At 68.9% G+C, this 24977-nt stretch carries 19 protein-coding genes; 11 read left to right on the forward strand and 8 right to left on the reverse strand.

What is annotated here, in order from left to right; genetic code table 11:
- Nucleotides 1-252: 252 nt before the first annotated feature.
- Nucleotides 253-1284 carry a ParA family protein gene (locus E8A74_RS45435; RefSeq protein ID WP_136935418.1) on the reverse strand — a complete coding sequence of 344 codons (1032 nt, stop codon included), beginning with the start codon at nt 1282-1284 and terminating at the stop codon, nt 253-255.
- Between the two features lie 626 nt (nt 1285-1910).
- Here E8A74_RS45435 and E8A74_RS45445 point away from each other — a divergent pair.
- From E8A74_RS45445 to E8A74_RS45455, 3 genes are all read left to right on the forward strand, one after another.
- A complete protein-coding gene (locus E8A74_RS45445; protein ID WP_136935419.1) occupies nt 1911-2777 on the forward strand; it encodes an RNA polymerase sigma factor in 867 nt (288 codons plus the stop codon).
- A 62-nt stretch (nt 2778-2839) separates the two neighbouring features.
- Nucleotides 2840-4072 (forward strand): PEGA domain-containing protein, encoded by a 1233-nt coding sequence (locus E8A74_RS45450; RefSeq protein WP_136935420.1) that lies wholly within the window; start codon nt 2840-2842, stop codon nt 4070-4072.
- 779 nt (nt 4073-4851) lie between these two features.
- Nucleotides 4852-5229: a hypothetical protein gene (locus E8A74_RS45455; RefSeq protein ID WP_136935421.1), complete on the forward strand. Its 378-nt coding sequence runs from the start codon at nt 4852-4854 to the stop codon at nt 5227-5229.
- A gap of 125 nt (nt 5230-5354) precedes the next feature.
- Here the strand turns inward: E8A74_RS45455 and E8A74_RS45460 are convergent, their stop codons facing one another.
- Nucleotides 5355-5696, reverse strand: coding sequence for a helix-turn-helix domain-containing protein (locus E8A74_RS45460; RefSeq protein ID WP_269749939.1), 342 nt, complete (start codon nt 5694-5696; stop codon nt 5355-5357).
- A gap of 308 nt (nt 5697-6004) precedes the next feature.
- On the opposite strand from E8A74_RS45460, the gene E8A74_RS45465 reads away from it, so the two are divergent.
- The 6 genes from E8A74_RS45465 to E8A74_RS45490 all read left to right on the forward strand — a co-directional run bounded on the left by E8A74_RS45465 (nt 6005) and on the right by E8A74_RS45490 (nt 14388).
- Nucleotides 6005-7348, forward strand: coding sequence for a sigma-54-dependent transcriptional regulator (locus E8A74_RS45465; protein ID WP_136935423.1), 1344 nt, complete (start codon nt 6005-6007; stop codon nt 7346-7348).
- Between the two features lie 141 nt (nt 7349-7489).
- Nucleotides 7490-9778 (forward strand): peptidase domain-containing ABC transporter, encoded by a 2289-nt coding sequence (locus E8A74_RS45470; protein WP_211365611.1) that lies wholly within the window; start codon nt 7490-7492, stop codon nt 9776-9778.
- Nucleotides 9779-9807: 29 nt separating this feature from the next.
- On the forward strand, nt 9808-11151 hold the full coding sequence (locus E8A74_RS45475) for an HlyD family secretion protein (protein WP_136935424.1): 1344 nt from the start codon (nt 9808-9810) through the stop codon (nt 11149-11151).
- Entirely contained in the window at nt 11148-12632 is a 1485-nt protein-coding gene (locus E8A74_RS45480; RefSeq protein ID WP_136935425.1) for a TolC family protein, read from the forward strand. The genes E8A74_RS45475 and E8A74_RS45480 overlap by 4 nt, the downstream gene beginning before the upstream one ends.
- Nucleotides 12633-13253: 621 nt before the next feature.
- Nucleotides 13254-13520 (forward strand): hypothetical protein, encoded by a 267-nt coding sequence (locus E8A74_RS45485; protein WP_136935426.1) that lies wholly within the window; start codon nt 13254-13256, stop codon nt 13518-13520.
- 64 nt (nt 13521-13584) lie between these two features.
- The gene (locus E8A74_RS45490) at nt 13585-14388 is read left to right on the forward strand and encodes a hypothetical protein (protein WP_136935427.1); all 804 of its coding nucleotides are present in this window, start codon (nt 13585-13587) and stop codon (nt 14386-14388) included.
- 438 nt (nt 14389-14826) lie between these two features.
- Here E8A74_RS45490 and E8A74_RS45495 read toward each other — a convergent pair whose 3' ends face one another.
- Nucleotides 14827-16038: a winged helix-turn-helix domain-containing protein gene (locus tag E8A74_RS45495; RefSeq protein ID WP_136935428.1), complete on the reverse strand. Its 1212-nt coding sequence runs from the start codon at nt 16036-16038 to the stop codon at nt 14827-14829.
- Nucleotides 16039-16336: 298 nt separating this feature from the next.
- On the opposite strand from E8A74_RS45495, the gene E8A74_RS45500 reads away from it, so the two are divergent.
- The gene (locus tag E8A74_RS45500; protein WP_136935429.1) at nt 16337-19360 is read left to right on the forward strand and encodes a hypothetical protein; all 3024 of its coding nucleotides are present in this window, start codon (nt 16337-16339) and stop codon (nt 19358-19360) included.
- A 20-nt stretch (nt 19361-19380) separates the two neighbouring features.
- Here the strand turns inward: E8A74_RS45500 and E8A74_RS45505 are convergent, their stop codons facing one another.
- From E8A74_RS45505 to E8A74_RS45525, 5 genes are all read right to left on the reverse strand, one after another.
- The gene (locus E8A74_RS45505; protein ID WP_136935430.1) at nt 19381-19620 is read right to left on the reverse strand and encodes a hypothetical protein; all 240 of its coding nucleotides are present in this window, start codon (nt 19618-19620) and stop codon (nt 19381-19383) included.
- Between the two features lie 136 nt (nt 19621-19756).
- Nucleotides 19757-20245, reverse strand: a complete 489-nt coding sequence (locus tag E8A74_RS45510) for a hypothetical protein (protein ID WP_136935431.1) — start codon at nt 20243-20245, stop codon at nt 19757-19759.
- Between the two features lie 199 nt (nt 20246-20444).
- Nucleotides 20445-20774, reverse strand: coding sequence for a Rieske 2Fe-2S domain-containing protein (locus E8A74_RS45515; RefSeq protein ID WP_170229870.1), 330 nt, complete (start codon nt 20772-20774; stop codon nt 20445-20447).
- On the reverse strand, nt 20762-22204 hold the full coding sequence (locus E8A74_RS45520) for an iron-containing redox enzyme family protein (protein WP_136935433.1): 1443 nt from the start codon (nt 22202-22204) through the stop codon (nt 20762-20764). The genes E8A74_RS45515 and E8A74_RS45520 overlap by 13 nt, the downstream gene beginning before the upstream one ends.
- Before the next feature lie 30 nt (nt 22205-22234).
- Complete coding sequence (locus E8A74_RS45525) at nt 22235-23368, reverse strand: 50S ribosomal protein L11 methyltransferase (RefSeq protein WP_136935434.1); 1134 nt, start codon at nt 23366-23368, stop codon at nt 22235-22237.
- Between the two features lie 327 nt (nt 23369-23695).
- On the opposite strand from E8A74_RS45525, the gene E8A74_RS45530 reads away from it, so the two are divergent.
- Nucleotides 23696-24976, forward strand: a complete 1281-nt coding sequence (locus E8A74_RS45530) for an ATP-grasp domain-containing protein (protein ID WP_136935435.1) — start codon at nt 23696-23698, stop codon at nt 24974-24976.
- The last annotated feature ends 1 nt before the right edge of the window (nt 24977 follow it).

Genomic DNA, 24977 nt, shown 5'->3' on the forward strand with positions numbered 1-24977 from the left:
GGGCTCGTGCTACGCCAAATCCTCGGCGCAGGGACGCCGCGGGGTCTGGCCGCGGCCCGGAAGGGCTCCGTCCTTGCAGTTTTGGTGATATGGGCAGCCATGGTGGCTCTGGTGCGGAGCACGCCGAGGCGGTTGGCACGATTTTCCCGGGATGCGTGGGACGGGATGCGACGGGGTCATGTGCGGGGTGTTGGGCTCGCGATTGGGGTGGCGTAGATCCACGGGCTGTTAGGATGAGCTTAACGCAGACAGTCAAATCCCAGTGAGGGCAATCACGCTGTCGGCAAGCTGGAAGAAGATGTTTCGAAATTCGTTCCTGCTCACCCGCATGTTGTCAAGGACCATTCCTTGCCGTTCGATCTGCGCGTCTGAGAGGTCCGGGACGGGCACGCTGTGCTTCTGCGACTGCGTAACTAGCGTGTTGAAGTCGGAGATATTGATGAGATTGTACGGTGTGTCGCCAGGCCCCGCTGCCTGAAATTGCGCAGGAGCGATAGCCATTTGCAGAGGGGTCAATGCAGGCACGAGTGCGCTGTCGACCGATTCCTTTATGCGATTGATCCATCGCTGGAAGCCGGCTCCTGGCGCGCCACCTCTCGGTCGATACTTCTGTGAGATTATGCCCATGAATCGTGGTGGCTGAGTCGGAATCGGATAGGACAATGACGGATCACGGAACTGCTGCACCTCGGTATTCCATCGTGGAATGACTTTCGCGAGCGAGTGGATGGCTTGCTTGCAGAAGTAGTCGGGCATCGTAGGGATGATAAAGAAATCGCTGCCCATCAGAAGGCACTCGTTGAGCGCGCCGACCGCCGGACTCATGTCGAGCAAGACGAGATCAATCTGGTTCTGTTGCGCTACGTCGCGAATGATCGCGGATACTGCACCCGGGAGGTTCTTGAGGGCGCGGAGCGAAGCCGCTGTCGTCAGCGCCACCGCGAGCTGGGTTTCGATCTCCGAGAGATCGATGTGACCGGCGAGTAGCGACAGGTTTGGATAGCGAGTCGCGGCGAGTTGAGCGTGCTGTATCGGTGCCGGTTGACTGTTGAACAGGGGAGCTATCAGACCGGAAATGTTGGAGTAGGGAGACGCCTGATAGAACTGTTCGAAGGCATCGTCTTCTTGAAATCCGAGCACCAGGCCAGTCAGGTTGCACTGTGAGTCTGCATCGACGAGAAGAACTTTCTTGTTCCTCTGGGAGATCGCCCAGCCCAAGTTGAACGCGGTGGTCGTCTTGCTGACTCCACCTTTGTGATTGAACAACGCCAGAACTTTGCTCATGAAACCTCCGGAATGTGCCTCTAGCGACGTGCGAACCACGATGATCTATACCCACATCGTTGATCGCGGCCCTCTGGTCGTCAGCCTGCTCGATCGATGATGTCGGGGTCTTACGCCGTCCCGTGTGGCTCAACCGGAAGTTCGCGACACCCCCGACACCCATAAGAGCCTGTATCGCATGGTCCATCCTGTTTGACAACACAGATCCAGACCCCTCGGGGAGCACACATGCTGCGCGCCTCGCGCTGCAACACCCGCTTGCGACCGGAGCAAGGACAGGTTGTAGGAGCCAATCGCGATGCATCCATCGCGGCAAACGATTCGACAACGATCGGCGCCGTGCTTCACGCAGCGTCAACGTGGGGGCGGACGCGGGCAGCAATTCATCGGCGGAAGCCTCCTGGAGACGGCCATTGTCCGGCGCGAACCAAGGCGGGATGCGCGAACCGCTTTGAATGTGCTCTAAATCGCAGTTCGCCAGGGGCCACCGGTGGCGGAGACGATCTTCTGTAACCCGCCCGCGCCTCCGGCCTTGTTCTGGTCATGGGAAGATCTTCGAGCCGACCGACTACCCGCCCGAGCTGGTCGCCGAGATCCTTGACCTCTGCCCATAGGTCACGCGCCTCGTGGGCGATGGTCAGGCGTACACACAGGACCCCGCGAACAGCAGGGTGCAGCGCGTCTTCGTGAACGCGCTGCGCAACCTCTGGAGGTACATGCCGCACCCTGACGGCGCCAAGCCGTGGCTCACCGTCATCACGCGCAACGTCGTCCGCGAAGCGCACCGGGGCACGCGGCGCTACGACGCGGTGTTCGAGCCGGACGAAGGACACGCTGAGACGGCGGTGGCCCCTGGGGTTTCGCCGGAACGGACGGCGGAGTTGCGAGAGGCCATCAACCTGGTGACGGACGTCTTACAAGACATGCCGCGCTCGCAGGTCGCGGTGCTCTACCTCGTATGCGTCGAGGAGCGGTCCCACGAGGAGGCCGGGGCGGCGCTCGGCATCTCCGAGGACGCCGCGAAGATGGCGCTGTCCCGCGCACGGAAGTACCTGCGCTTGCGGCTGGGCAACGCCCCCTTCGTCATCGTCCCGCCCGTGCCGCTCGCGACACTCGAACGCCGGGCGCTCCTCCAAAGGCTGTTCGATTACGTATATCCATTCGGGCACGCGTGGGCCGCGCTCATGGCCGTGGTGTTCTACCCGTTCATGTCGCGCGAAGCCGCGCCCGCACCAGCCGAGCTGCACGCCGTGGCCACAGGCCCGGCGCGCGTTATCGCTGCATCGGCCGCGGATATCGTTCGGGTCGCGGCCCCGAGCTCGTCGCCTGGGGACGGCCTCCCGGCCGCTCACGTCGAGCCTCCGCTGCCGCGCGTCACGCCAGCTCCACACAGCCGCCATGTGCGGCCGACGGCGCCGCGAGGATCCACCGCGACGAACCCCGAGCCCTTCGTCCTCCCCCGTAGAAAGGGCTCGGATTTCCGCCCGCGGTAGTGAGGTTCGTCCCGTACACCCCTCTCGCCTTCGACCGGGCGCCGCGTTATCGTGCGCCGCGCATGCGATCTCTAGGTGTTGCGCTCGTCGTCCTTCTCGGCCTAACGACCACCGCGCTCGCCGACGAACCTCGCGACGCGTCACCCGTACCGCTCGATGCGCTCGAAGACGCAGCGAAGAAGGCGCGCTTCACCTCGTACGTGATCGACGGGGATCGCGCGCGCGCCGCGGGACGAGCGACAGCCGCGGCGAGGGCGTACGCCGCCGCGCTCGACGTGCGCCACGATCCGCTAATCGCCGGCCGCCTCGGCGTCATCCTCGTGCAGCTCGGGAAGCCCGTGGATGCCGCGGATCTGCTGCTCGACGCGATCCAACGTGCGACGAACGCCGCGGCAGAGGAACGTCAGGGCTTCTTGAAAGCGTACGACGCGGCCCGCGCGGAGATGACCTGGGTTGACGTCACGATCTCGCACGCGGGAACCAAGCTCACGCTCGACGGGGAACCGAGGAATCGCGACGGGTTCTCGGCCTTGTCCATGTTCGTCGCGCCCGGCGAGCACGAGCTGCGGGCGCGTCTCGATGGGTACGAGGACGCGGTGGAGACGTTCACGGCGCGGAAGGGGCAGGAGCTGCGCATCACGTTGACGCTCCGCGCGTTGCCCGAGCCTCTCCCCCCTCCGTTGAAGCTGCGGCGCGAGAGCCCGCGGAGGCCCGACTTGTCGTCGCTCGACGAGCCGCCGGAGGATGAGCCGCCGCCGCGGGAGCCGATCGTCGGGGGCGTCATGGGTGAGCCGAAAAAGGCGGGCTTGCGCGGCTCCGTGAGCGGCGGACCGGTCGTCGTGTTCGGTGTCGCGTCATGGATGCCTGCGGTCGGCGCGATGCTCGGCGGCAGTTTGCGGTTGAACGACTCCGTGTCGATCGGGCTCGAAGGCCGCGCCGCATGGCTCACGTCGGGCGTCGAGAGTCATCAGATCACCGCCATGACCGCTGGCGGGATCGCGAGTGTGTGCGGGCATTACAGGTGGTTCTACGGCTGCGCGCTCGGGCACCTCGGCGTGATCAACGTCGAGTTCTCCGCGCAGAGCTACAAACCCGCGAATTTTTCGATTGTCAAGCCCGGCGCGGGTGGACGTATCGGCGCCAAGGTTCGAGTTACGCAGTCCTTCACGCTCCAGGCGGCGGCCGATGTCCTCGGCTTGTCGAGCGGGGTGAAGGTGGTCGTTGGTACAACGGTCCTCTCCGATCAGCCGCCGGTGATGCTTGGCGTGCAACTCGGCGGGGGATGGGAGTTTTGAATATGCGAAAGGCTCTTCTTTTTTCGCTCGTTTTCAGCTTCGGACTTATCGTTGCGTCGTGCAGCACGGTGCCCTCCTTCGTGCCGGGGGAGTGCGATCCCGAGGCCCCTTTCCCCGATCCCGTGTGCGTCGACGCCGGCACGGACGCGGGAGACGCCGGGACGGATGCAGAGGTGGGCCCCGACGACGCGGGGCAATCTGCATGCACGGGGCGCTGTGTTCCCGTGCCGAGCGGCAACGCGGGCTACTGGACGGAGATGGCGATCTCGTTGTTCGTAGCGGCGCCTGGCGCCCTTCCGACCGAGTGTCCCTCTGGCACTTCGAGCGAGAAGTTCCGCCTCTTCGCCGACCTCGACGCGCCAGCCGCGGAGTGCGCGCCGTGCGAATGCGGGGCTTCGGGCGCATGTACTGGGTTGCCCGAGAAGATCGAGATCCGCGCCGGTGCGTGTGGAGAAAGTGGAGTCGTCTCCCTCCCTTTTGATGAACCGGCCGGTTGGGATGGCTCGTGTACGAGCAACAATGCCCTTCCGGCCGGTGCGCAGTGCGGGAGCGAGCCGTGTGCTCAATCTGTGTGGTTGTCCCCGCTCCCGGGTCCGACGAGCGAGTCATGCACCCCCAAGAGCGAGACACCCGCGATCACGAAGAAAACGGAGTGGAAGCTCGCCGGCCTCGCATGCATGTCCAACACGAATGACGATGCGTGCTATTCGGACGGGGGGACGGAGTATTGTGTGAGCGATCCCGGACCAGGGTCGCTCCAGTGCGTCGTTCGTGAAGGCGTGGATATTCCCTGTCCAGACAATTACAATTATGCGCGTTACGAGATGTTCCCGGAGGACGGGGTCGTTGATGAGCGCGGATGTGCCAAATGCGAATGCGGTCAACCCGAGGGAGGTGGATGCACGGCGTCGCTGCATCTCTACAAGGGGCCCGCATGCTCCTCGCAGTCCGAGCAGGGCGGCCTCCAGTCCCCGTACGACCAGTGCGTCAACATTTTTCCCGTAGGCCACGCCATCTCCGGCAAGGCGATCACGGACCTGGCCTACGTGCCCGGGAGCTGCGCGGCGACTGGCGGGACGCCCGCTGGCAGCGCCGTGCGTGACGTGACGAGGGCGGTCACGTTCTGTTGCCTGCATCCCTTCTACGAGATCAAGTAGAGGACGAACCGGGCTCGACCCCTCCGCCGGAAAATCGACACCGCATTGGAGGCTGCGTGCAAGCACGGTGCATCCCGAGCCGTGCGGGACACGTTCGTGGATCCGCCCTCTGCGTGGAGCCGCGCTTACGTCGCAGGCTCGTGCGTCGCGCGCGCTTCGAGGTCTTTCCGAAGCTTCCGGCGCTCGCCCTTCGGCACCTTGCGAGCGAGATCGGCGATACGATTCACCTCGTCGTCCGCCGGGAAGGTCATGATGCAAAAGGGGGGGACGTCGAGCGCGCGTGCAATGCGCTCGACCGTCTCGATGGTGATCGCCGCGAGGCCCTGCTCGATGCTCGACAGGTGGCCTTTGGATGTCGCGGAAGCGACGGCGAGGTCCTGCAAGGACATGCCGCGCTCTATTCGTAGCTCGTGGATACGGGCGCCAACCTTCAGGCAGAATGGCTTCGCTTCGGTTCGTCGGGGCACAGCTTCCTCCCTTCCTCGCGCATGAGGGGTGTTCCGACGTCCCTACCACAGACTCAGTGTCAAGACAAACCCCCGGACAAACGTTCCCACGAGCCCCCCCTCGGATGCGAGGGGGCCCCAAGGGCGGCCACGCGGTCCGAAGTGGCACCACCCCGCGCCAACGATGCTGCTCCGTCGCCAGCCGGACGCGGATCCCGCGCGTTACGCCGCGTCAGGTGTGCCAGAACCGTTCTCGAAGGGTGAACCAGCCGCGCCGTGCCACACTCGAACACCACGAGGACCGGATGGAACCCGCCAAGCGCCCCCCGATGAACCTACTCGTGGTGGAAGACGACGCCCCCCTCGCCGAGCTCTTCGTCGGCATCGCCGAAAAGCGCGGCCTACGCGCCTCCCGGGCCGCCACGATCGCCGAGGGCCGCGCCCGGATCGAAGCGGGCGACGACATCGAAATCCTCCTGACGGACATGCGCCTGCCGGACGGCAGCGGCATCGACCTCATCGAGTGGACCCGCAAGGCCGACCCGCGCATCGTGATCCTCGCGATCACCGCCTTCGGCAGCATCGAAATCGCGGTCCGCGCCGTGCGCCAAGGGGCGTACGACTTCCTCACGAAGCCCGTCGAGCCGGCGGTCCTCGGCGTCGCGCTCGATCGGGCCATGGAGGCCCGACGGCTCCGGGGCGAGGTCGAGGCGCTGCGCGGGGCGCTCGCGACCGAGAACGCGCTGCGCGGCATCATCGGCAAGAGCCGCGCGCTCGCGGACATCACGAGCGTCGTGCGGCGCGTCGCCGATTCCCCGGCGACGGTGCTCGTCACGGGGCCGAGCGGCAGCGGCAAGGAGCTCGTCGCGCGCGCGCTCCACGAGGCGAGCCGGCGCAAGGACGCCCCCTTCGTCGCCGTGAACGCGGCGGCCATCCCCGAGACGCTCCTGGAGAGCGAGCTCTTCGGGTACAAGAAGGGCGCCTTCACGGACGCGCGCCAGGACAAGAAGGGCATCTTCGTCGAGGCGGACGGGGGCACGCTTTTCCTCGACGAGATCGGCGATCTCCCGCTCGTCCTCCAGGCGAAGATCCTGCGGGTGCTCGAGGAGCGCGAGGTGCGGCCGCTCGGCGCGACGCGCAGCGCGCCCGTCGACGTGCGCGTGGTGGCCGCGACGAACCACGACCTGCGCAAGGCCGTGAAGGAGGGCCGGTTCCGCGAGGATCTCTTCTATCGCCTCGCCGTCATCGAGATCGCGATCCCACCCCTGCGCGACCGGCCCGAGGACATCCTGCCGCTCGCCGAGCACTTCCTCGGGCGCGCGAAGGCGCGCGCCGGGCTCTCGCTCCAGGGGTTTTCGGGCGCGGCGGCGCGCGTGCTCATGGCCTACGACTGGCCGGGCAACGTGCGCGAGCTGGAGAACGCGGTCGAGCGCGCGGTCGCCCTGGCCCAGGACGAGTGGATCAGCCCCGATGATCTACCGCCCACGGTGCAGAAGCCGAGCACGCCCGACCTCTTCGCGAGCGCCGCCGAACGCATGATGACCCTCGACGAGGTGGACCGCGCCTATGTGAAGCACGTGCTCGAGCGCTTCGGCGGCAACAAGGTGCGCGCCGCGGCCGCGCTCGGGATCAACCGCCGCACGATCCAGCGCTGGCTCGGCGAGGAAGAGTGACCTTCGAGACGTGAGTCCCAGTGCGACACAACGTCGCACCTGGGACCGGGCGTCGCACGGTGTCTCGGGCGAAGCCCCGCAGAACGGGCGGCGGGAGGCTCGTCCGCGGCTGGCACGGGAGGTGAAAAGGGCCGGGCACCCGTGACCTCCCCGGACATCGACCCGCCCCCCCGCCGTCCTTCGCCGCCCCCGCCGTGCGCGCCGCCCCCGCCGCCGGAGACGCAGGAAACAACTCCGCCTCCGTCGTCGGACGAGCGTTCGGCCGCGGTGAAGGCCGCCGGGGATGCCGACCTCACGGAGCCCCTGCTCCAAGCGCTCGAGTTCCTGGGCCAGAACACCAGCGTCGAGGTCGACCGCTCGACGGCACGCCGCGCGCTCGACGAGGCCAGGCAAGAGAAGGCGTTCGTGGGACCGGACGCCTGGTTCGACGAGCTCGCGCGCGCGGGCGCCACGGTCGGCCTGCGCATCCGCACCCTCCGCCGATCGAGCGTGGACGCCGTGGCCGGCGCGCGTGCGCTCGTGCCGGCCGTGTCGCTGGCGGCCGGCGCGAACGGACCCGTGTACGCCGTGGGCATCGTCGCGCAGCGCCCCGGCGCGGTGTTCGTGGTGCCCGCGGGCAGCGCGGACAAGCCCACGTGGGCCGGGCCCGAGAGGCTCGCGGCGATCGTGGGCGCGGCGAGCCAGGCCGAGGCCGTGACGTGGGCCATCGCCGATCCCCTCGAACCCTTGGGGACGCTCGGCGGCGGCGGTCCCGGCGGCCCCAGCGCGCCCTCGCCGTGGAAACGGCTCGTCTCCTTGCTCCGCCTCGAACGCGACGACATCGGCGTCGCCCTCGTCTACGCGATCGGCGTCGGCATCGTCTCGCTCGCCGCGCCCATCGGCGTGCAGGCGCTGGTGAACACGGTCGCGTTCGGCGGGATGCTCCAGCCCCTCGTCGTCCTGACCTTGCTGGTCTTCGTTGGGCTCGCGTTCGCCGGCATCCTGCGCGCGCTCTGGGCGTGGGTCGTCGAGCGTATCCAGCAGCGCATCTTCGTGCGTGTCGCGGTGGACCTCGCGCACCGGCTGCCGCGCGTCCGATCGGACGCGCTCGGGGGGACGTACGGGCCGGAGCTCGTGAATCGCTTCTTCGACGTGCTCACGGTGCAGAAGGGCGCCGCGACGCTCCTCGTCGACGGCGTCTCCATCGTCTTGCAGACGGCCGTGGGCATGCTCGTGCTCGCGTTTTACCACCCGCTCCTGCTCGCGTTCGACGTCGCGCTCGTGCTCGCCGTGTCGTTCGTCGTGTTTGGGCTCGGGCGCGGCGCGGTGTACACCGCCGTGAAGGAGTCGAAGGCGAAGTACGCGGTCGCGGCGTGGCTGGAGGAGATGGCGCGCCACCCGGCCGCGTTCCGCTCGGGCGGCGCCGCGGGCTTCGCGCGCGCCCGCGCCGAGGACCTGCTCCACACGTGGCTCGGCGCGCGCCAGAAGCACTGGAAGGTGCTGTTCCGGCAGATCGTGGGATCCCTCGTGGTGCAGGCGACCGCCAGCGCCGCGCTGCTCGGGGTCGGCGGCTGGCTCGTCATGGGCGGCAAACTCACGCTCGGCCAGCTCGTCGCGGCGGAGCTGATCGTGACCACGGTCGTGGCCGGCATCGCGAAGTTCGGCAAGACGCTGGAGAGTTTTTACGACCTGCTCGCGGGCGTGGACAAACTCGGGCAGCTCGTCGATCTGCCCCTGGAGGTGCCCGGCGGCGCGCAGGTCCCGCCGAGCGAGAAGGGCGCGCGCGTGCAGCTCGTCGACGTCGGGTTCGCGTACCCCGGCAAGGAGCCGCTGCTCGAAAACGTCTCGCTCTGCCTGGAGCCCGGCGCGCGGGTGGCCGTCGTCGGCCCGAGCGGCGCGGGGAAAAGCACGCTCGTTCAAATCTTGTATGGCCTGCGCGCGCCCACGCGCGGCCGCGTCGACATCGACGGCACGGATATGCGCGACATCGATCTCTGTTCGCTGCGCGAGTACATCGCGACCATCCGCGACGTCGAGATCTTCGACGGCACGATCGCCGAGAACGTGCGCGTGGGCCGGCCCGCGGTCCAGACCCGGGACGTACGCGCGGCGCTCGAAGCGGTGGGGCTCTGGGCGTACGTCGCGGCGCTGCCCGAGGGGCTCGAGACGCACCTGCCGACGGGCGGGCCCCTCCTCTCGCGCGGGCAGGCCATGCGCCTCTGCGTGGCCCGCGTCATCGCCGGCCGGCCCCGCCTCGTCGTGCTCGACACGGCGCTCGCGGAGCTCGATCCCGCGTCGCGCAAGGAAATCCAGGCCGCGCTGCTCGACCGCAAGGCGCCGTGGACGGTGCTCGCCATCACGCACGACCGCGACGTCCTCCGGAGCTGCGACGAGATCTTCATGCTCGACGCGGGCAGGGTGCGCCCCCTGCGCGCGGGAGACCTCCCTTGAACGGGCGCATGCGAGAGAACGAGATCCCCATGCCCGAACGCTCGAAGCCCTACCCGACGATGGCCCTCGAAGGCGAGAGCGACGTGCTGCGCCTCGTCCGGGCGCCGCGGCTGACGCGCACGATCGCGCGGATGCTGATCGCGCTGCTCGTGCTCGTCGCCGTCGCCCTCGTGGGGGTGCCCTGGCAGCAGAACTCGCCCGCGCACGGGCGGGTGATCGCCTTCGCCCCGCTCGACCGCCAGCAGACGATCGAGGCGCCCGTCGAGGGCCGCGTCGTGCGCTGGTACGTGAACGAAGGCGACCACGTCGAGGAGGGCGCGCCGATCGCCGACATCTCCGACAACGATCCCGAGATCGTCCCGCGCCTCGAACGCGAGAAGGCCGCGGTCGACGCGCGCATCGAGGCGGCCCGCGCGCGCACCGGCGCCGTCGAGGGCCGCATCGAGTCGCTCGCGTCCTCCCGCGACAGCGCGCTCGCGGCGGCCTCGTCCCGCGTGAAGATGGCCAAGGATCGCACACGCGCCGCCGAGCAGACGATCGTCGCGGCCGAGGCCGCGCACAAGACGGCCGAGCTCAACCTGAACCGACAGCGATCGCTCTTCGAGGAGGGGCTCTCGTCGAAGCGGCAGGTCGAGCTCGCCGAGCTCGAGGAGGCGCGCGCGCGCACCGACAAGGATCGCGCCGGCGCCGCGCTCTCGGCGGCCCGCGCGGAGGAGGCTGCGCTCGCCGCGGACCTCTCCAAGATCAAGAACGACGCGAGCGCCTCCATCAACGACGCCACGGCGTCGCGCGCCACCGCCGAGGCCGAGATCGCGGTGGCGACCGCGGAGCTCGCGCGCATGGAGGTGCGGCTCGCCCGGCAGCTCACCCAGAGCGTGAAGGCGCCACGCGCGGGCACGGTCTTGCGGGTCGTCGCCAAACAAGGCGGGGAGATGATCAAGTCGGGCGAGGTCCTCGCGATGCTCGTCCCCGACACCGACGACGTGGCCGTCGAGCTCTGGGTCGACGGCAACGACGTCAACCTCGTCACGCCGGGGCGCAAGGTGCGCCTGCAGTTCGAGGGGTGGCCCGCCATCCAGTTCTCCGGCTGGCCCTCGGCGGCCGTCGGTACCTACGGCGGCAAGGTCGCGTTCGTCGACGCCACGGACGACGGCGCTGGCAAGTTCCGCGTGGTCGTCGTGTCCGACGGCGACGCGCCCTGGCCCAGCAAGCAATACCTGCGGCAGGGCACGCGCGCGAACGGCTGGATCCTGCTCGACCGCGTCTCGCTCGGCTACGAGCTCTGGCGCCAGTTCAACGGCTTTCCCCCCCAGTGGCCCGCGCCGCCCGCGGACGGGTCCAAGGGCGACACGAAGAAGGGAGGCGGCAAGTGACGAGCCCCGTACGAACCCTCGCGCTCGCGCTCGCGCTCGTGTGGCCGGGCGTCGCGAGGGGACAAGCGCCCTCGGCGGCCACGGACGCGACCACGTCCGCGCGGGCGCCCGAGGGCCCCGCGACGACGGCCTCGACGAGCGTCGGCGAGCTCCGTCTGGAGGAGCTCGTCCGTTCGGTCGAGCAGCGCTTCCCGCTCATCCTCGCGGCAGCGCAGGAGCGCGCCGCGGCCGAGGCCGATCGGATGACCGCGTCGGGCGGGTTTGATCCATCCTGGCGAACGACCGCGGCCGTGATCCCGATCGGGGGGTATCCCTCGCAGCGGATCGACACGTTCGTCGAGCAGCCGCTGCCGTGGTGGGGGTCGAGTGTCTTCGCCGGCTACCGCATCGGCCGCGGCGAGTTCCCGGTCTACGACGGCAAGCTCGCGACGAACGAGTACGGCGAGGTGCGCGCCGGCGCGCGCCTCAACCTCTGGCGCGACGGCCCGATCGATCGGCGCCGCGCGAACATCCAGCGCGCCGAGCTCGGCGTCGACGCGGCGACCCAGGGCGCCGATCAGCAGCGGATCGAGGCCACGCGTGTCGCCTCGTTCCGGTACTGGGACTGGGTCGCGGCGGGCCAGCGGATCGCCGTCGCGCGCACGTGGCTCGACCTCGCGCTCGTGCGCGACGAGGGGCTCGCGCGCCGCGTGGAGGCGGGCGACGTCCCCGCGTTCGAGCGGCAGGAGAACCAGCGCGTGATCCTCCAGCGCAGGGCGCAGCTCGTCTCCACGCAGCGCGCGCTCGAACAGGCGGCCATCGAGCTCTCGCTTTTTCTGCGGGCCCCGGATGGTTCGGCCCTCCTGCCCGAGGCCTCGCGGCTCCCGAGGCGTCTGCCCGAGCCCACGCCGCTCGACGTCGCGCGTGTCCGGGCGGACGAGCGGGAGGCGATCGAGCGCAGGCCGGAGCTCAAGCGCCTCGACGCGCAGAAAGAGCAGGCCGAGGTCGAGCGTCGCTGGGCCGAGAACCAGAAGCGCCCCGCGATCGACCTCGTGATCGTGGGCTCGCAGGACCTCGGCCCGGGGGATCCCAAGCAAGCGAAGCCCGTGCTCGAAGCCGCCGTCGTCGTCGACATCCCGCTGCTCAACCGCGTCGCCAGCGGGCGCGAGCGAGCGGCGGCGGCGCAGGTCTCGCGGATCGAGGCCCAGGCGCGGCTCCAGCGGGATCGTGTCGTGGCCGACGTGCGCGACGCGGCCTCGGCGCTCGCAGCGGCCGAGCAACGCGCGGACGTGGCGCGCACGGAGGTCGATGTCGCGCGCAAGCTCGCCGAGCAGGAGCTTCGGCGCTTCGAGCTTGGCGAGGGCACGCTCCTGCTCGTGAACCTGCGCGAGCAAGCCGCGCTCGAAGCCGCGCTCCGGCAGGTGGACGCCGTCGCCGACTGGCAAAAGGCTCTTGCTGCTTACCGCGCTGCGACCGCGGGCGCGGCGAGTGCTGTGCGGTGAGGCGAAGTCATTTCGTGAAGCGTCCACGAGCCTCCTGAGGAACCAAACGGCATCGCATTGCCGGCCTGGCCGCCCTGCCGGTCCTGGCCATGGGCTGAGCATTGGTCTCATCGCAAGCCGCCGCGCCGGGGCGCTGCCCCGGGCCCCGCGGGGGCTCTTCGCCCCTCGACCCGAACCAGGGCCCGCCCTGGACCCTTTGGGGAAGAACTGCGCGATGCGCAGTTCTTCCCACAGGCCGTTGGGACCGCGTTGCCGGCTGAACCGTCAGCGCTGCCGTCTTGGCTGGCGGGGTCTTGACTCGGCCCGTTCGATGAACTGCGCGATGCGCAGTTCATCGACCCAGGATCCAGCGCCTCGCTGGTCCGGGTCCCGGGGCGGATAGCCCCGGGTGGGGCCTGGGGCAACGCCCCAGCGAAGCGCTTCCCAGATGAGACCAATGCTCAGGGCCATGGGTGGTATTGGATTCACGTCGAGCTCGAACCGTCATGGGACGCTCGGTTCCCGGGCGTATCGTGAGCCCCCTGGTTCATTTTCCCTTGTCGCTCGGCCGATCAACGTGCGATTCGGCACCACAAGGGCGAGATTCACTCCGACCTCGCGGGCTTCACGTACCCTTGTGGAGTGGATGAGAACTGCAAGCCAAAGACCTGCACCGAGCCGCTCGTCCTCAAAGCTCCGGCTGATAAAACTACGTCCCCAAATGACCAAGACGCCGCGCAGGTGCACCACGTCGTGCGCAGGAAGGACAAGCGCCTATGCCCGTGGGGCACGAACTCGAACAAGAACGCGGCGGTCATCTCGGGCAAGCTCAACAGGCATCTAACGAACAACCCGCCGTCGGAGGACGAGGTGGATCAGATCAACAAGGTTCTGCCGTACACGCCGTGACACGGCTGGCACGTTTGCAGCGAGCACGTTGACGCCGCCACCAACGAGGTCTAGGCGAAACACGATGATCGAACGGGTCACCCCTCGCTTCGGACGCCTCGTCTTCGACCGAGACGCCATCGTCCGCGCCGCTCTGCGCGCCTACGTGGAAGGCGCCCTCGCTGGGCTCGCGCGCTTTGCCTTCCCGGCCGCCGCCGGCGCGATTTGGGTCGGCGACCTCCAGCAGGGCACCTTCCGCAACGACGACGGCTGCGGAGCGTACGAGGTCGTGGCGTGGACCGAGGCGGGCGTCGTTGGCCTCGCGTACGAGCTAGGGGCCGGTCCGATCGAGCAGCTCGGCCTGTCGGTCGACGCGGTAACGGGTGGCCCGGACGACGTGCGCGCGGCGCTGCCGGAGCTTCCTTTTAAGCTGGAGCCCGCGCTCGTGATGGCCGTCGACATGCTTGGAGTGGGACCCGAGCATGGGCAGAGGGATGCGGGCGTCGGCTTCTGGCTGCTCGGCGATCACGTCGCCGGCACGATGTTCGACGACCCAACCTTGCTGGGCGCCTCCCGGCTGGCCGCGTGGGGCTTGCTCCACAACGGGCGGCTGTTGCCGCTGTCTTGTGAGGCTTCGTCTTATCCACGCCCTGGGGGGATCGTCGTCGACTACGCCCGCCCGCAAGACGCCCCCGCACACGCGATCATGGACGCAGTGGTCGATCGGAGGCTGAAGGGCCCCACGGAGTTCACGACCGACGAACTCGCCACGCTCCTTCATCCCCTCCCCACCCCCGCTTCGAAGCCTGTGCTTGGCGCTCAACGCATGCTTCAGAGGGTGGGCATCACCTGGCCCGGCTCGCCCGAGATCTCCGCGGAGCCGACATAACGGGCCGACCGAGGTTCGTCCAGGACCCACACTCTTCAGGTGCCGGACGGCGGAAGCGGCCCGTCCGACGCGTCGGCGTCCCGGGCCGCTGCTCCACCACGGGAGATGCCTGACCGGGGAGCGCGTGGAGCTGACCGGGGAGCGCGTGGACCTGACCGGGGAGCGCGTGGACCTGACCGGGGAGCGCGTGGACCTGAGCCGGGAGCGCGTGGACCTGACCAGGGAGCGCGTGGACCTGACCAGGGAGCGCGTGGACCTGACCAGGGAGCGCGTGGACCTGACCGGGGAGCGCGTGGACCTGACCGGGGAGCGCGTGGACCTGACCGGGGAGCGCGTGGACCTGACCGGGGCGCGCGTGGACCTGGCCGGGGCGCGCCTGGACCTCATGCGGGATCCCACGGACCGCTCGGGATGGCGGGCGGCGTCGTGGCGCCTTCGTCACGCAGAGAGGCCCTTCAAAGCGGACTTGAGCGCCCCCGCGAGTTTCCCCCGTCGCGCCACCTCGACCCGCTCCAGGCCGAGCCACGCGGCCATCCTCGAAAGCTCCGCCGCCAAGAGGTCGGGCGTGTCCGGGCCCGCGCCCGGCTCGGTGTGAGAGGCCTGCACCCGCAGCACCTTCTCTTTGCGGTCGGCTTTCAGGTCCACGCGCGCCGTGATCGTGTCGCCTTCGAGGAAAGGCAAAACGTAATACCCGTGGGTGCGCTTCTCGGCCGGCGTATAGATCTCCAGCCGGATCTTCACCCCGAAGAGCCGCTCGGTGCGGTCGCGGAACCAGATCAGGTTGTCGAACGGCGAGAGCAATGCGCGGGCGGCGATCTTGCGCGGCGTCTGCGCCTCGGGGTGCAGGTAGGCCGGCTTGGAAAACCCCTCGACCTTGACGGGCAGGAGCTCGCCGGCCTCGACGAGCTCTTGCACGCGGGCGCGAGCGCCCTGCAAAGGGAGGCGGAAGTAATCGCGCAGGTCGGCCTCGGTCGCGACGCCCATGGCGCGGGACGCAATGCGGACGAGCGCGCGCTGGGCGTCGGCCTCGGGCGGCGTGGGCATGCCGTGGATTTCGGCAGGGAGGACCCGCGCGGTCAGATCGTAGACGCGCTCGAAGCCACGCCGCGTGGCGGTCGTGACGTAGCCGGCCCAGAACAACCATTCGAGCGCGCGCTTGCCCTCGGACCAGGACCACCAGCCCGACGCGCCGCGCGGGCCGGTGGCGAAATCGCCGCCCGTCACCGGACCTCGTTTCTCGATTTCGGCGAGCACGCTCTCGATGTACGGGCGCCGCTCCTTGCCGAAGCGCGCGAGGCCGCCCCATTGCTCGCCCGCCTCCGCGCGCGCCATGCGCCATCGCAGCAAGGGCTGGAGCGCGAGCGGCAGGAGCGAGGCCTCGTGCCCCCAGTATTCGAAGAGCGAGCGCTTGTTCCCCCAGGCCTCCTTCTCCAGGAGCGCCTGCGGATACACGCCGAGCCGCGAGAAGGCGGGCAGGTAGTGGGTCCGGACGATGACGTTGACGCTGTCGAGCTGGATCACGCCGAGTCGCTCCGCCGTCTTCGCGAAGTGACGCCGGTTCACGCTGGCCGGCCGCGCTTCGCCAAACCCTTGTGCTGCCAGGGCGATACGCCGCGCTTGGTTGGCCGAGAGGTCGAAGGTCTCCTTCATTGGGGACGCGCATGGTAGCCGTAGTGCGTCCGAGGGCCAACCAGGGCGCGCGCGTCGCAGCACGCAAGCGACCGCGGGGGCGCTTGACAAGACGCCCTGCCCGCCTGCAAACTCCCGCCGCCGCCATGTTCTTCTTCTTCGTGTAAGCGCGGGCCGTCCGTTCCCAATCGTCGCCCCTGGTGTCTCTCGTACCCAGGGCGGACGGGGACGGCTGCGCGCTGCACGTGAACTGCTGGCCATTCGAAGCCGCGTCACGCGTGCGCGCCATCCGTCCGCCTCCGCCCCGAAGGAGGAGCGCATGGACTCCGTCTATGGCGCGTCGAACCCGTTTGCCACGGGCTCGATGGCGCGCGGGATCGTTTTTGTCCGTCGAATGGTATCCGTGTCTGCAAAGCTCCGTCGGCCCGCCGTGCGCGCCGTCGTTTTGATTCACCTCGCCGCCGCGGCGCGCGCGCTGGAGCGGCGATATTTGGGCGCCCCGACCTGTGAAGGCGAGCTCTCCGGCGGGATCCTCGCGGAGCTTCGTACGCTCGTCGGCGCGCGCGAAGGCTGTGAGGCGGGCCCGGCGGGAGCGCTGCTCGTGGCGTATCTGGAGGAGCGGTTCGCCGCAGAGGAGTGCCTCACGCCGCGGGCGCTCACGCGGATCGCCGCGCGCGCGGAAGGGCTCTTCGGCAGCGTCGAAGCTGCGCGGCTGCATCGCTTCAGCGTCGAGCTTGCGAGCGGACGGCGGCGAGAGGCGCTCGAACGCGCAAGGGCCTTGCCCGAGGGCGCGGTGCGCGCGCGTGCCCTTGCGCGGATCGAGGATGGACTCGAGCATCACCCGGGGCGCGAGCGCGCGTGTTCGTTCGTGGGAAACCTCGATTCACTGGAGGAGGCGCGTCTGTATCGACCGTCCTTGCCGCTCGTGCGGGAGCTGCTCGTCATGGGCGGGGATGCGCTTCGTCTCGCCGAGGAAATGGTGCCTCGCATCGAAGGCAGCGAAGGACAGGAGGCGCGCGCGCTTTGGGCGATGGCGATGTATCCGGAACGCGGGCCCGCGGGGGCCATCGACCTTTTGCGCGCCGTGCGCCATCGCAATGCGTGGAACCATGGCTGGCTCGGCCTGATCGGGGGCGCGCTCCACGCGGGACGCCTGGATCACGCCGAGACGTTGCTCGCGCACGCGCCGGGGCGATATCTACGCGGTCGCGCGGAGCTCGCCCTCGCGACCTTTCTCGCCGATCAGGGCGATCGGCTTTCGGCGCGGCGCAGGCTCCAGCGTGTGGACGATCCCGCGCTCGGGCCTGCGATCCAGCTCTTGCTCGCGCGCCTCGACCTCGACGCGGGCCTCGTACGCCGTACCATCGCGCGCGTGCTTGCATTGCCAATGGCGCTGCTCCGCCCGTCACGGCGTGCCGCGCTGCACGCGCCGCGGCTCGTCGGCGAGCCCGAGCCGATGGAGACCACGCTGGCCCGCGACGCATGGCTCCTGCGGATCGCGCTCTCTTGGGGGCGCACGGACGACGATCGCGACGATCTGCTCCCGCGCGAGCTCGTGGATCGCGCTTTCGCGGATGCTTCGTTGCGACGCGCGTTGTTTCATGCCGGACACTGGAATGACCTGCTTTTTCCCGACAAAGGAGAGCCGCACGTGGTGCGCTGGTGGAAGGAGCAAGAGGCCAACGCCACGTGGATCACGGAGCATTGCCTTGCTCTCCTCCGGAACGCTCCCACGCAGAGGGACACGCTCGCCGATCTCGAAGGCGACGGCCCCGTCACGCCCGAGGCGGCCTTCGCGCTCGGCGTGCTCGGCCCTGCGTCGAGCTGGGATCGTTGTCGTCAGGATCCACGTTTCCGTGACGCCCTCGGCGCCGCGCGCGCCCATTACGACGAGGGGATCTCGCTCACGAGCAGCCGCAAACGGCGCCGCGTGGCGCTGATCGACGCGGCCCGCGCCCACCTGCGCCGCGTGCTCGACATGGATCCCGTGCGCGGCGAGGAGGCGCGTGTCGCCACGACGTCGCGCATTCGGTGCCTCCAGAACCTCGGCGGAGAGCAGGCCACCACCATTCAGCACCACGCGCTCGTGCGATCCATGGAACGTGGCGGGCATTCGCAGCTCCGAAAAGCCCTGTTCCACGCGCTCGCCGCGCTCGCTCCGCAGCGCGCGACGGAGGTCTTCGTCGAGCGGTACGAGGTCTTCGCGCGGGATGGGCAGGCGCCCTGGGCCGCGGAGCAGATCGAGGCGCAGGGCCTCTTCCCGCCCGGCACCACGAAGGGGCACGACAGCGCCTTCACGCACCTCACCGAGCGCCTCGGCGATCGAGCGGCTTCCGTATGGCTCGCCGACTTCGTGCAGACGTTCGCGCGGGACGTCGGCACGCCCCCCGGCCCCGAGGTGCTGGCGCTCGTGGACACGCCCGATCTGCCGGCGACCGGCGAAGCGCGGGTGCGACAGATCCTCGAACATCGGGAGACGTTGCTCCGTGGGGATGTCGAGGACTTCGTGCGTGGTCTCGTCAAGGCGCCCGAGCGGATGGGGCTGCTCTCCGCTGTTTGCCCCGTATCACCGGGGCGCCACACGGAGGTCTGGAGCTCCAACGATTGGGCGGACCTCGTGGTTCAACTCCAAAAGGACGTCGGCGTCGTCGCCGGCGGCCCGATCCTGCGCCTTCGCCGGCATTTGCCCGGCGCCGAGCACGCCGTGCAGGCGCTCGTCCAGGGCGCGCCGCCCGTGCCCGCGCTCGCGCGCCCGCTGCCCCTCGGATCGAGCGGCGTCTTCACGCTTCGGTACCTGGACAAACGGCGCGATTTTTTGGCGTTCTTGCGCTTCGCCGACTGCGTGCCCTGCTGCTTCAACAGCACGAGCTGGATGTACAGGTACGGAGACGAAAAGAGCACCAAGCACATGGTGCTCTCGCTCTGGAAGGACCCGCTCTCCTTCTGCTTTCAGCTCGTGCGCGCGCCTCACGCGGGCGTGGCCGAGGCGCAAGGGTTCGTGTTTGGTGGCTTCGGGCTCTGCGAGGATCGCCCCGCGCTTCTCTTGAACGGCCTCTATTTGCGCCGCCAGCTCCCATGGCTGCGCTTTGCAATCGTCGAGGCCATCGAGCAAGCGTTCTGCCGGCCGCTCGGCATCCGCCTCGTCGCCATCGCCGCGCGGTACGGCGGCGCGGGCCCGCTGCCGCCGGAATACAAGACGCAGCGAGGGCGCACCGTGCATCGGCTGCGGGCGCTCCGCGCGCCGAGCGGCGTCCTCGTGACGCGCGTGTACGACGACCTTTCGTCGCGGATCAATGGCGACATCACGTCGTCGTACGACATGTACTGGAAAGAAATCGCGTGATCTGCGGAGATCCCAGTCTCTCAGGCAGGCAGCGTATACACGCCGACGTCACCGTGCTCGGTGCCGACGACGAGCGTGTTGCCGCGGAAGGCGCAGAACGCGCGCTCGCCGTGGACGCTCCGACGGCCGAGGATCGGGCCGGTCCACGCGGCGATCGTGCCCTCGGGATCGCAGAGGACGACGCCGAGCGCGTGGCTCTTCGGCGGCAGGGCCAGATCCGATGCACGGGACAAATGGGGCCAGCTCTTCGACTTTGCCATGACCTCTCCCGTAGGGCGCGGTCTCATACAGCACCGCTGTCTTTTTGCCCCAGCCGTGAGCATGATTTTGACGCGCGCTCGTGGTCTCGGCCACGCAATGAGGCGAGACGTCGCGGCTCGTCGCGAACAACGCCTCTTATGCGTCTTCCGTCGCCGGACGCGGTGACGTGAACATCCCGAGGATTCCGGCCCCGTCCCCCGACACGGTGACGCACGTGGCCTCGTCCCCGAGCAAGCCCCGCTCCCGCGCGAGCGCCTTCACGGCCCTGTCAGCATTCTGGAGCTGGAGCCCCACCGCGCCGCCGCCGATTCGCACGGGCATCCCTCGTTTCAGCTCGATCACGTACGCCCGCCGGCGCGCCCGCCGCGGGTTCGACATGTCGATGGCCAGAAAATCGCCGCAAAAGGCGCGCTGGTTTGCCCGAAAGAGCCAGAGCTCGGTGCGGCGGGAGAGGAGCTCACGGGCGAATGTGTGCTCGTCGGCCTTGAACGCGAATGCATGAAAGGCGAAGGCCGCCTCGGCCTGGGAAGGTTTGGTGATTTTCTGGACGAGCTCGCAGAAGAGGTCGCGCCGCGCGACGGCGCGGCGGGTGAGCTTGATCGTAAGCGGAAGACGGGGCGCCATGAGGTCCTCGGGGGCGAAGGTCGAACGCAAGGCTCGTTCGCTCGCGCCATGGGAGCGCGGGACGAACGGCGATGGAGCGCGCCGGGGAAAGCAACGCGGGCGGCGGAGGGACCCGCCCGGCGAGAGGACCGCGTTGCTACCGGAAGACCTTCATGGCGCCACCTGAATGCGCCGAGCCTACACCCGGCGCGGGATCCGGTCAACGGCGCGTCGCAAGGACCAGGCGACCGTCGACCGTGATGGGCTCGCCGCCCGGATCCGGCACGACCGCCGTGGCGCTGCCCGGGCGCACGACGAGCGGCGCGGCGTCGCGCTGCAGGCATCGGAGCGAGACTTCGCCGTCGTGCCACGGGCAACGAATCGTGCCCGCGTCCGCGTCGAGCTGCCCGAGGTGCAGCGGCCCGCCGCGGTGCGGGCACGCCGCCCGCAGCAGGTGAAAGACGTGCCCGTCCGTCGTGCTCAGGAAAAAGCGCAGGTTCCCCGCGATCACGAAGCGCGCGTGACCCGGATCGAATGTCACGACAGCCATCGCTGAACCTCGCCGATCGAGTGGATGTCGTACGTGCATTCGTCGGACTCGATGATCGCGCCGTGCAGCCGATTGCGCCGGATCACCGTGCCCTCCCCCGCGTGCAGTAGCACGGACCGCTCGTGCCCGGTCACGAACCGCATGGTGCCGGACTGGATGAAGCATAGCTCGTCGCCGTCGTGCACGTGCGTCACCGAGAGCTCGCCGCGCGGCTCGACGAACCGCTGCACCCTCGGCTTGTCGTGGCTCTTCTCGATGTTCCGGTGAATCGCCGGGGCCAAGGATTTCCAGTGGGCGCTGCCGTCGGACCAGGCGACCTGATCGATGAAGTCCTGCGTCGCAATGTCGGTGAGCAGCTTGCCCTCCTCGAACCCTCGCACGATGTCCGGGATGATCCCCTCCCCGAACATCTCCACGGCCGGCAGGATCATCTTGTCGTAGACCATCCGGCTGTGGTGCCCATCGATATGGGCGTGCTCCTGGAAGTAGCGGACATCGACGCGCGGGCCGAAGATCTGGCGGAGCGTGTCCGCCATGCGTCGGCAGAGCGCGATGAAGGCGGTCTCGGCCTGGAAGAGCGCGCCGAGGTACCGGAAAAACCGGCCGTGGTTGCGGCAGACATAATTGTAGTAGTTGTTCAGGAGGAGCGACGATCCCAGGTAAAACTGCCAGTACGTGTGTGGCGTCGAGGCGAGGCCGACGCTCTCCAGGGCGCCCTCGTAGAGCGAGCTGTGCCGGGTCTGGTGGACGCCGTAGCCGAGCTCGTCGATGAGGATCTTGAACATCTCCGACTGGAGCGGCCCGTAATGGCCGCCCGCGTTCCGCCCCATCGCCGACGATTCGAGGAGGAAATCCCCCGCGAGCTGGAGGAGGCACGTCCGGGCCGCGTGCGCTGGGTCCGCGGAGGCGAGGAGGGTGCTCGCCATGGGACACTCGGTGCGCCGCCGCTCCTCGGCGAGGAAGCTCTCGAAATATTCTTTCATCGAGGCGAGCGTCCAGCGCCCGGAGACCGAGATCGTGTCGTCGAGGAAGCTGAACAGATACGACTCGAGCCACGGCCGCACGACGGCGCCGAGGACCTGCGCGCGCCGCCCGTAAAACTCCTCGAGATCGGCGCGCTTCGAGGCAAGGTCGCGGCGCGGGAGCAGGACGAAGTCGCTCTCGTACAGGGTGAGCAGCGTGCGGCTCGCCGTCAGGCTCGTGTAGGTGAGCAGCTCCTCGCGGGTGAGCGGCTTCCGGAAGTCGAGGTACTTGAACACGTGCGGTCGCAGCGGGCGGCGGTACGGGTTGTCCTCGACGAGCCAGGTCTCGATGTCGGCGTAGAGGTCGCTCTCGCCGTACGCCTGCAGGCATTGGGCGAAAACGTCGTAATCTTCGACGACAGGGGATTTCGAGCGTTCGTCCAAGGGGATGTGTTTCTTGTGCTGCATCGTCACTCCGTGGGGAATCGGCTTTGGGTATCAAGAGAGCGAGAAGCGAAGGCTCGTGTCGTCGTGCCTGCACGTGACGGTCACGACCTCGGCGCGCTCGACGTCGATCGGCGCCTCGAAACATTGGACGGCCTGCATCCAGTGGCTCTGGGGGTTCGTCGGGGCGTTCGTCAGGACGACCCCGCCGCCGAGGTCGAGCTCGAACCAGAACGCGATGCCGTGGACGCGGCCGCGCCGGCTCGTCGTGACCGAGACCGCGCAGGTGCGCGGATCGAGGGGACCCCGCGCGAAGTCGAATTCGAAGGCCTCGGCGGCGGAGCTCAGGAAGACGTGCGGGTGCGCGCGCAGGCGCACCGGAAAATACGATTTCGTCGAGACCTGGTTGAACAGGCTCACGTCGAAGCCGCCCGCCTCGAAGGCGAAGTTGTTGCGGTGGACGGCGTCGCTTTCGAGGAGCTGGAAGCGGACCTTCGCCCGCCCCGGGATGATCGTCGCCCCGGGTCGCAAGAGCTTTTCCCGCGCGTGGCGGACGATCGGAAGAATCCCTTCGCCGAGCAGCCCACAATCGACGGTCTCGGTCACCAGCACATCGGCGCGCCTCGGCATGTCCCGGCCGACGACGAGGTCGGTCGATGCCTTGGGGATGACCGAGATGTGAGGGTCGAGCTTGTTCTCCGTGATGATCCGCCGCGCGAGCCGCGCGATCGCCGCGACCGACTCGCAAGTGAACACGGCCCCTGCCCCCGCGCGTGCCGCCATCATGGAAAGGAGCCCCGTCCCGGAGCCCACGTCGAGCACCGTGCAATGCGAGTCTCCGATGGCGGTCCCGAGCGCTCGCTCGAAGGCCTGGTTGCGCTCGTGATCGTTCAGCATCGCGAAATGCCAGCGCGGAATGAGCTTGCGCTGGAGCCCGTTCATCGTCAGGAGGAGGGCCTCGTTGCCTTCGTCGAGCGTCGAGGCCTCCTCGAATCGTTCGAGGGCCCGCTCCAGTTGAAAACTCGCGGCGAGGCGGCGGCCCTCTTCGACGAGGGCGCTTGCGCGCGCTCGATCGGCCACGACGCGTAGCTTCGCGCGAGGCGCTCGCCGTTGCTCCTTGCTCGACTGCGGGCCGACAGCGGACGCGGTCGGGTTTTCCTGCGCGCCCATTCCATTGTACAACTTCACGAGGTGTCCTCCTTTGGGGCAGTGTGCCGCGAGCCTCCCCACAGCATTCCGTGTGCCAGACACAACTCGCGGCGTTCCGGGCCGTGCGGCGCGCCGCCACCCGCGCCGCCGCGCCGCGTACCTGCCGAGCCCGAGCGTGCTGCGGCATTGCGTTCCCCTGCAGGGTTTTGCGTGACCGTGCAAGCAAGCTTCGTTCGTCCGGCCAACAAACCCCGCGACAAATGCGCTGGATCCCGCGCCGCGAGGGGATCCGGGCCCGATGGCACGAGGCTTGAGGGAGCCGGCGCCGAGGGGCTCGGCCCCACGACGAGAAACCAGGAGACCACGATGCCTACGACCCGCCCGAACGCAGACCCGAACGGCCGCCCCACCATCCTGCTCGTGAGCAGCGGCTATCACCTGTACCGCGAGTACCTTCTGCGAATGATCTCCGCGTCCGCGCGGGTCTTTCTTTTCCTCGACCGGGAACCCACGTGGGAACGGTCGTACATCGCGGATCACCAGATCGTCGACACGCTCGACGCGGAGGCCATGATCGCCGCCGCCCGCGAAGTCGCGGCGCGCATCGCGATCGACGGCGTGATCTGCTGGGACGAGATTCGCATGGTGCACGCGGCCCGCGTCGCGGAGGCGCTCGGGCTGCCGGGCACCTCGCCGGTCGCGGTCGGCCGGTGCCGTGACAAACATCAGACGCGCAGTGCGCTCGCCGCGGCCGGCGTGCCGCAGGCGATCTCCAAGCTGGTATCGTCCGTCGAGGAAGCGGCGAAGACGGCGTGGCAGATCGGGTATCCGGTCGTGGTCAAGCCACGAGCGCTCGGCGCGAGCATTGGCGTGAGCCGCGTCGAGAGCCCCGACGAGCTCGCCGCCGCCTATCACCACGCGAGGACGTCCACGGAGGACGGCGTACCCCATTACGACGCGAGCGTGCTGATCGAGGAATACCTCGAAGGGCCGGAGATCAGCGTCGACGCCGCGTGGGTGAACGGCCGTCTGGTCCCGCTCTTCATCGCGCGCAAGCTCCTCGGCTTCCCCCCGCATTTCGAGGAAATCGGGCACGTCGTGGACGCGCGGGATCCGCTCCTGCTCGACCCGGCGCTGCTCCGCGTGCTCGACGCGGCGCACCGCGCGGTCGGCTTCCGGACCGGGATCACGCATACCGAGCTGCGCCTCACCGAGGCCGGTCCCAAGGTGATCGAAATCAACGCCCGGCTGGGCGGCGACCTCATCCCCTACGTCGGCTGGGTCGCCACCGGCATCGATCCGGGGCAAGTCGCGGTGGACGTCGCTTGTGGACGCCCGCTGCGCATCACGCCGACCCGGCTGCGGGTCGCCTCGGTGCATTTCCTCTATCCGGCCGAGGACACGACGGTCTCCGCCGTCGAGGTGGACCAGACCGCGCTCCCGGTGTCCGTGGACGTCGCGGCGACCCTCGCGGCGCCCGGGCAACACCTCGAGCTGCCGCCGGCCGGCCATGTCACGAGCCGGTATGCGTATGTGGTCCTGTCCGGAAAGACGGCCATGGAGTGCGCCGTCGGCGCCCAGGTGGCCGCGCACGCGATCAAGCTGCACGCCAAGGTGGCATCCAAGGCTGCGGGAGGAGGACAATGAG

The sequence above is a fragment of the Polyangium fumosum genome (assembly GCF_005144585.1).
Lineage (GTDB): Bacteria > Myxococcota_A > Polyangia > Polyangiales > Polyangiaceae > Polyangium > Polyangium fumosum.

Bases quoted from the DNA above. Each gene is read 5' to 3' on its own strand.
- E8A74_RS45435 (WP_136935418.1), bottom strand. From the start codon at position 1,284: ATGAGCAAAGTTCTGGCGTTGTTCAATCACAAAGGTGGAGTCAGCAAG.
- E8A74_RS45490 (WP_136935427.1), top strand. From the start codon at position 13,585: ATGATCGAACGGGTCACCCCTCGCTTCGGACGCCTCGTCTTCGACCGA.
- E8A74_RS45515 (WP_170229870.1), bottom strand. From the start codon at position 20,774: ATGGCTGTCGTGACATTCGATCCGGGTCACGCGCGCTTCGTGATCGCG.
- E8A74_RS45500 (WP_136935429.1), top strand. From the start codon at position 16,337: ATGGACTCCGTCTATGGCGCGTCGAACCCGTTTGCCACGGGCTCGATG.
- E8A74_RS45495 (WP_136935428.1), bottom strand. From the start codon at position 16,038: ATGAAGGAGACCTTCGACCTCTCGGCCAACCAAGCGCGGCGTATCGCC.
- E8A74_RS45505 (WP_136935430.1), bottom strand. From the start codon at position 19,620: ATGGCAAAGTCGAAGAGCTGGCCCCATTTGTCCCGTGCATCGGATCTG.
- E8A74_RS45510 (WP_136935431.1), bottom strand. From the start codon at position 20,245: ATGGCGCCCCGTCTTCCGCTTACGATCAAGCTCACCCGCCGCGCCGTC.
- E8A74_RS45475 (WP_136935424.1), top strand. From the start codon at position 9,808: ATGCCCGAACGCTCGAAGCCCTACCCGACGATGGCCCTCGAAGGCGAG.
- E8A74_RS45465 (WP_136935423.1), top strand. From the start codon at position 6,005: ATGAACCTACTCGTGGTGGAAGACGACGCCCCCCTCGCCGAGCTCTTC.
- E8A74_RS45520 (WP_136935433.1), bottom strand. From the start codon at position 22,204: ATGCAGCACAAGAAACACATCCCCTTGGACGAACGCTCGAAATCCCCT.
- E8A74_RS45530 (WP_136935435.1), top strand. From the start codon at position 23,696: ATGCCTACGACCCGCCCGAACGCAGACCCGAACGGCCGCCCCACCATC.
- E8A74_RS45450 (WP_136935420.1), top strand. From the start codon at position 2,840: ATGCGATCTCTAGGTGTTGCGCTCGTCGTCCTTCTCGGCCTAACGACC.